7 protein-coding genes are annotated in these 6,531 nt (G+C 32.8%); 4 read left to right on the top strand and 3 right to left on the bottom strand.

Annotated features, from left to right (window positions below):
• Positions 1-134: 134 nt before the first annotated feature.
• On the top strand, positions 135-395 hold the full coding sequence (locus ACP7AV_RS15750) for a four helix bundle protein (protein WP_426092767.1): 261 nt from the start codon (positions 135-137) through the stop codon (positions 393-395).
• 26 nt (positions 396-421) lie between these two features.
• Complete coding sequence (locus ACP7AV_RS15755; protein ID WP_426092760.1) at positions 422-2,212, top strand: acyl-CoA dehydrogenase family protein; 1,791 nt, start codon at positions 422-424, stop codon at positions 2,210-2,212.
• 80 nt (positions 2,213-2,292) lie between these two features.
• On the opposite strand, the gene ACP7AV_RS15760 is transcribed toward ACP7AV_RS15755, so the two are convergent.
• Both ACP7AV_RS15760 and ACP7AV_RS15765 read right to left on the bottom strand, forming a co-directional pair.
• On the bottom strand, positions 2,293-2,721 hold the full coding sequence (locus ACP7AV_RS15760; RefSeq protein WP_426092762.1) for an META domain-containing protein: 429 nt from the start codon (positions 2,719-2,721) through the stop codon (positions 2,293-2,295).
• A 54-nt stretch (positions 2,722-2,775) separates the two neighbouring features.
• Positions 2,776-3,723, bottom strand: a complete 948-nt coding sequence (locus ACP7AV_RS15765; RefSeq protein WP_426092763.1) for a YihY/virulence factor BrkB family protein — start codon at positions 3,721-3,723, stop codon at positions 2,776-2,778.
• Positions 3,724-4,184: 461 nt separating this feature from the next.
• On the opposite strand from ACP7AV_RS15765, the gene ACP7AV_RS15770 reads away from it, so the two are divergent.
• On the top strand, positions 4,185-4,799 hold the full coding sequence (locus ACP7AV_RS15770) for a superoxide dismutase (protein WP_426092768.1): 615 nt from the start codon (positions 4,185-4,187) through the stop codon (positions 4,797-4,799).
• A 280-nt stretch (positions 4,800-5,079) separates the two neighbouring features.
• Positions 5,080-6,279, top strand: a complete 1,200-nt coding sequence (locus ACP7AV_RS15775) for an LETM1-related biofilm-associated protein (protein ID WP_426092764.1) — start codon at positions 5,080-5,082, stop codon at positions 6,277-6,279.
• Positions 6,280-6,310: 31 nt separating this feature from the next.
• Here ACP7AV_RS15775 and ACP7AV_RS15780 read toward each other — a convergent pair.
• Positions 6,311-6,531, bottom strand: a 221-nt coding sequence (locus ACP7AV_RS15780) for a transposase (protein WP_426092765.1), incomplete at its 5' end; no start/stop codon positions are given.

Here is a 6,531-nt window from a genome sequence, read left to right on the forward strand (position 1 = left end):
TTAAATGATGAATTTTAAATTTTAAAGTAATGAAAGAAAACATAATTGCTAGCAAAACATTTGATTTTGCATTGTCTATTGTAAATCTTTTCACTCAGCTTAAAAAAGAAAATGAATTCATTATTTAAAAACAAATATTAAGATCTGCGACAAGTAATGGAGCTAATGTGGACGAAGCTGTAGCAGCCCATTCAAGAAAAGATTTTATTCATAAAATAGCAATAGCTGCTAAAGAAGCGAGAGAAACTGAATATTGGTTGCGTTACTTAGACAAATCTACCATGACAACAATTTCGGTATCAAATTATTTAATTGAAATTAAACACATATTAAATATAATCACAAAAATTATTAAAACTTCTCAGGAAGACACTATAAAAAAATTTAAAATTTAAAATTCAAAATTTAAAATAACAAAGTCATGAGCGACAAAACAAGAGGAGGTCAATTCCTAGTTAAAGAAACAAAGTGCGAAGATATCTTCACGCCAGAGGATTTTTCAGAAGAGCAATTAATGATGCGTGACTCTGTAACAGAGTTTGTAGACAAAGAATTGTGGGCGCACAAAGATCGTTTTGAGAAAAAGGATTATGCGTACACACAAGAAACCATGAAAAAAGCAGGGGATTTAGGACTTTTAGGAGTTGCTGTTCCTGAAGCGTATGGTGGATTAGGAATGGGTTTTGTGTCGACGATGTTGGTTTGTGATTATATTTCGGGGGCAACGGGCTCATTCTCAACTGCTTTTGGAGCACATACCGGAATTGGGACTATGCCAATAACTTTATACGGAACAGAAGAACAAAAACAAAAATACGTTCCTAAATTAGCTTCTGGTGAATGGTTTGGAGCGTATTGCTTGACAGAACCAGGCGCAGGATCTGATGCTAATTCCGGAAAAACAAAAGCCGTTTTATCTGAAGATGGAACACATTACAAAATCACAGGACAAAAAATGTGGATTTCGAATGCTGGATTTTGTTCTTTATTTATTGTTTTTGCCCGTATTGGTGATGATAAAAATATTACTGGTTTTATCCTTGAAAATACTCCTGATAACGGAATTTCAATGGGTGAAGAAGAGCATAAATTAGGAATTCGTGCTTCTTCTACGCGTCAGGTTTTCTTTAATGAAACAAAAGTTCCTGTTGAAAACATGTTGTCAGAAAGAGGAAACGGTTTCAAAATTGCAATGAATGCTTTGAATGTGGGTCGTATCAAATTGGCAGCAGCTTGTTTGGACGCACAAAGAAGAGTGATTACAAGTTCGGTACAGTATGCTAATGAAAGAATTCAGTTTAATACAGCTATTTCTCAGTTTGGTGCGATTCGTTCAAAATTAGCAGAAATGGCTACCAGTTGTTATGCTGGAGAAAGTGCTTCTTATCGTGCTGCCAAAGATATTGAAGATCGAATCGCAGCTCGTGAAGCTGAAGGTGTTTCACATCAAGAAGCAGAATTGAAAGGTGTTGAAGAATATGCTATTGAATGCTCAATACTGAAAGTGGCTGTTTCTGAAGATATTCAAAACTGTGCTGATGAAGGAATCCAAATCTTTGGTGGAATGGGATTCTCTGAAGACACTCCGATGGAAAGCGCTTGGAGAGATGCGCGTATCGCACGTATTTATGAAGGAACTAACGAAATCAACAGAATGCTTTCTGTAGGGATGCTAATTAAAAAAGCCATGAAAGGTCATGTTGATTTACTTGGACCTGCATCAAAAGTACAAGAAGAATTAATGGGAATTCCATCTTTTGATACTCCCGATTATTCTGAATTATTTGCAGAAGAAAAAGAAATGATTGGAAAATTGAAGAAAGCATTCTTAATGGTTGCAGGCGGAGCAGTTCAAAAATACGGTCCGGATTTAGATGCACACCAACAGTTATTGATGGCAGCTTCAGATATTTTAATCGAAATCTACATGGCTGAAAGTACTATTCTTAGAACGGAGAAATTAGCCAAAAAAGAGGGCGAATCCAAAGTACAAGAGCAAATTGCAATGGCAAAATTATACTTATATAAAGCGGTGGATATCGTTACTCAAAAAGGAAAAGAAAGTGTTATTTCCTTTGCTGAAGGCGATGAACAACGTATGATGTTAATGGGATTACGTCGTTTTACTAAATACGCGAATATGCCAAATGTTGTAGGATTAAGAGAAACAATAACCACAAAATTAGTAGCAGAAAATAAATATTGTTTCTAATAAAATTAGTTTTTAGTTTTTTTTTAACCGCCTCGTTCCTGAAAACAAGGCGGTTTTTTATTTCCTTAAAATACTACTATTTATTTTTTTTTAAAACGCATCGTTATTACATCTCCCCCAATAAAATTTAAAGTTTTACCATCTTCTGAAATAAAGTAAGAATCTATCTTTTCCAGTGTATTCATGTAAATATTCTCACCTTCGCCTGGACAAAACATTTTAGTAACTGTCATAGGCCCTTTGAAACTAATTTTATTTTTATCAACATTCAATGTTCCAGAATAACTGTTGCAGCTGTTTTTTCCAAAAACCCTATTTTCTTTCAAATCGAAAGTAATAGTTGGCTTATCATTTGGATACAATTTCGAAAAGTCTTTCCGTGGTCCTGATATATAGTTTAATTCCCAAGCACCCTGTAATACAGCTTTTTCAGTATTAGCAGTTTTTACGGAATTACAAGAAACAAGCATAGAACAAAAAATGGTCAGTGACAAAATTATTTTTTTCATTAGTTTTACTTGATATTTATATAGAACTCGTTTTACATACTAGAAATATATTTATTATTTTTCTCCGTCAGGAATGACGTCAGTCTTTTTCTTCTTGATTTCTGTAACCTCTACTTTTATTCCAACAGCATAAGCATTTGGAATAATTTTTTTGCCATGGGCATTGGCATACACTTTGGTGAATTCGGCTCCAAAATATAAGATTATAGCTGAATAGTAAACCCAGATCAAAATAATGATTACTGAGCCCGCTGCACCATAAACAGTGGCAACGGTTGAGCTTCCTAAATAAAAACCAATGGCAAATTTACCAATCATAAAGAAAAAAGAAGTAAAACTGGAGCCTATTAGGGCATCTTTCCAAGCAATATGGCCATCAGGCAAGGTTTTGAAAATAATAGCAAACAAAATAGTCGTTGTTACAAATAATATTAAAATATTAAAAACATAAAATATGTAAACCGTTGTATCTGGAAAATAAATCAGCAATCGCGTATTGACTATATCCATTACGGTATTAACCATTAAACTCACCATTAATAAAAACCCAACCGAAGCAATCATAGAAAACGACATTAGTCTGTTTTGGACAAATTTCACAATTCCTTTGTTCGGTTTTGCTTTTAATCCCCAAATAGAATTAATCGAGCTTTGTATTTCGGCAAATACACCCGAAGCTCCTACCAATAGCATAATTCCTCCAAGTATTGTTGCGAATGTAACGCTATCAGACAATTCAATATTTTTGATTGTTTCCTGAATTTGGATAGCGGCTTCGTTTCCAACCATTCCATTAATTTGTCCAAAAAATCTTCCGGTTACGGCTTCTCTTCCAAAGAAAAAACTAAAAATCGACAAGATGATAATTAATAACGGAGGTAATGAAAAGATCGTATAATAGGATAGTGACGCACTTAACTTAAACCCGTTATCATCATCAAATTCATTGTAAGTTCGCTTTAGTAAACCCCAACTTAAAACTGCTATTTCTTTGTGTTTCATTTTTGTAACTATTTTATTATTTTTTTAAATCAAAAAACTACACCTAATCCATCTTTTTATTGATTAAAAGTATGGTCGACATATGGTATTATCTTGTATGCGATTGCTTTCAAAATTACAAAGATATTATTTACCAAATAGAAATAGATTTTATAAAATTCCTATACCATTTGTCTCTCTTTAGAAGATTGCAAACAAAAAACTAAGCAAATTTTAAGTCTTTATTAACCCATACCTATCATTTAATGTTTAAATTTATGTTCTATTTTAATAACCTTTTTAGGATAAATTTTAAACCGATGGAAAATAACAATACACGAAGAAATTTTTTAAAACAAACAGCAATACTTTCAACCGGAACAATTATAGGTTCTAGCCTATTTAATTCAGTATTAGCGGCTGAAAACACGTTGAAGACTGATAACCAAGTCATAGAATCAGAAACTGACAGCTTTCAAGGAATATACAGCCTTCCAAAATTACCTTATGCTTATGATGCTTTAGAGCCACATATTGATAATGCCACAATGGAAATTCATCATGGTAAACATCATCAAGCCTATGTGACGAATTTGAATAAAGCCATAGAAACCTTGGACAAAAACTTGGTGGAACATTCTAAATCATTGGAAAGTATCTTTGAAAAAATGTCAAAATTTCCTGAAGCGATTCGTAATAATGGTGGCGGCCATTACAATCACAGTTTATTTTGGAGTTTAATGACACCAAATGGTGGTGGTGCTCCAAAAGGGAAATTAGGGGATGCGATAGTGACTGGTTTTGGTTCTTTTGATGAATTCAAAAAGCAATTTAGTGATGCTTCAATGAAACGATTTGGTTCCGGTTGGGCTTGGTTAGTGGTTCAAGATGGAAAATTAGTTATAGGTTCAACAGCAAACCAAGACAATCCTTTGATGCGATTGCGAGGAAAAGGACTGAAAGGGAAACCGGTTTTAGCGTTAGATGTATGGGAACATGCTTATTATCTTAAAAATCAAAATCGAAGAGCGGATTATATTGCTTCTTTTTGGAATGTAGTCAATTGGGAAGCCGCTGAAACTTTATTCAATTCTTAAATACTTATCAAAGCCCTGTTTATTCATAATTCAGGGCTTTGTCCTTTATTGCACCTTTTAGATGTCAAGATATCATTTTTACAATAAGAAATTTTCATTACTTACTCTAAAATATAGTAACCGACTGCAAGTGTTTTTAATCAAAAATGATAACAATTTAATTTATCCAGTATAAAACCAGAAAAACAATGCTAATTAATTGTAGTATCTGTGTTAAACAAGAATACTCCAGTTAAAACTACCATAAAAAAACATAGCTTTGTAACTTCAAATTAAAGCAATGATTAACCCTTCGGCATCAGGTTGGATAGACAAATTTTTTAGTGAACAAAAATTTTCAAAAGAAACAGTTTGTAAAACTGCCGATACATTTTATCAAAAGGTAAGAAATACTGGTTTTATCTACGGTCATATCATAGGATTTGATACTGTGACAACCATAGAAACGAAAGGTTGGTTCAAAGAAGAGATTTCAAAAGTCGCACTTTTAAATACTTTACACCAAGTTTTTTGTTTGACTCACGAAGATATCAGTCCTGAGAATTTCATCAAACAAGCAAATACTTTTTACAATCAAATGAATCCTCAGGGATTTAATTTATTTAAAAAAATTCTTCCAAAATATTCCCCTGCTTTAACTTTAGAAAAAATAATTGATGAACGTGTTCAAACCAATGACAGCATCATAAGCAAAAGTTTCTCCCATCTGGTGACTAACGCATTATTATTCATTGACGTGCTTGCTTTTCGCCAATATTTGATACATGGAATAATTCCGGAAAAATATCTGAAAAAAATTGAAGAAACGGTTGTCAATATTGTGACACTTGCGTTAAAAATCAAGTTAGAAAAATCACAATATGATGACTTGTTAATTAAACTATTTGAAGCCTCGATACGCTACAGCAAATTCTCAAAAGTTTCTGTTCAGAGTCTAGAAACGTTACAATTGGCTTACTTTACAAATGAATTAGAGCAATATTATTTGATAGATATTGCTGGAATGGCTTTGTGGAGCGATGGAAAAATAGAAAACGACGAGAGATACTTTTTGCATTCGTTAGCTGAAATTTTATCTGTCCCAGATTCTTTTGTTGTCGAAAGTATTTTCACTACCAACGAATTCATTTCTAAACATAAAAAAGAAATACCGTATTTTAATTATTCAAATCCTGTAAAACATTTTTACGACCAAACCACTCAAAGCGTTGTTACACTAATAAGCCGAAATAAAAAACGACTAATCAAGGAAATTGAGCAAAGCAAGGAATTAATGGTGTTACTAGCCTACTCTACCAGACGAGATTTGGACGAAAAAGAAAAGAAAAAAGTCAAAAAACAACTATTGGAAATTTGCAAAACCATCCCTTCTTTGACTATATTTTTACTTCCCGGCGGTAGTTTATTATTGCCTATTTTAATCAAATTCATCCCTACGCTACTTCCATCCGCTTTTAATGAAAATCTGGATAATGAATGAAAAAAGTTGATAACAAAAAGGAAAGCAGGATTCAAGTTATAAATGCAACTTTTTGATTAAACATATAATTAGGTGTTTCAAAATTAAATCTTTTTCTTGGTCTATTGTTTAATTTCTCTTGTATTTCTATAACTCTCTCTGGAGTTATTTCATCAAATGATGATGATTTGGGTATGTATTGTCTTATTAATCCATTTAGATTTTCATTTGCACCACGTTCCCAAGGGCTGTAAGGGTTGGCAAAGAAAAAAT

The sequence above is a fragment of the Flavobacterium sp. DSR3-2 genome, from assembly GCF_049896525.1.
GTDB lineage: Bacteria > Bacteroidota > Bacteroidia > Flavobacteriales > Flavobacteriaceae > Flavobacterium.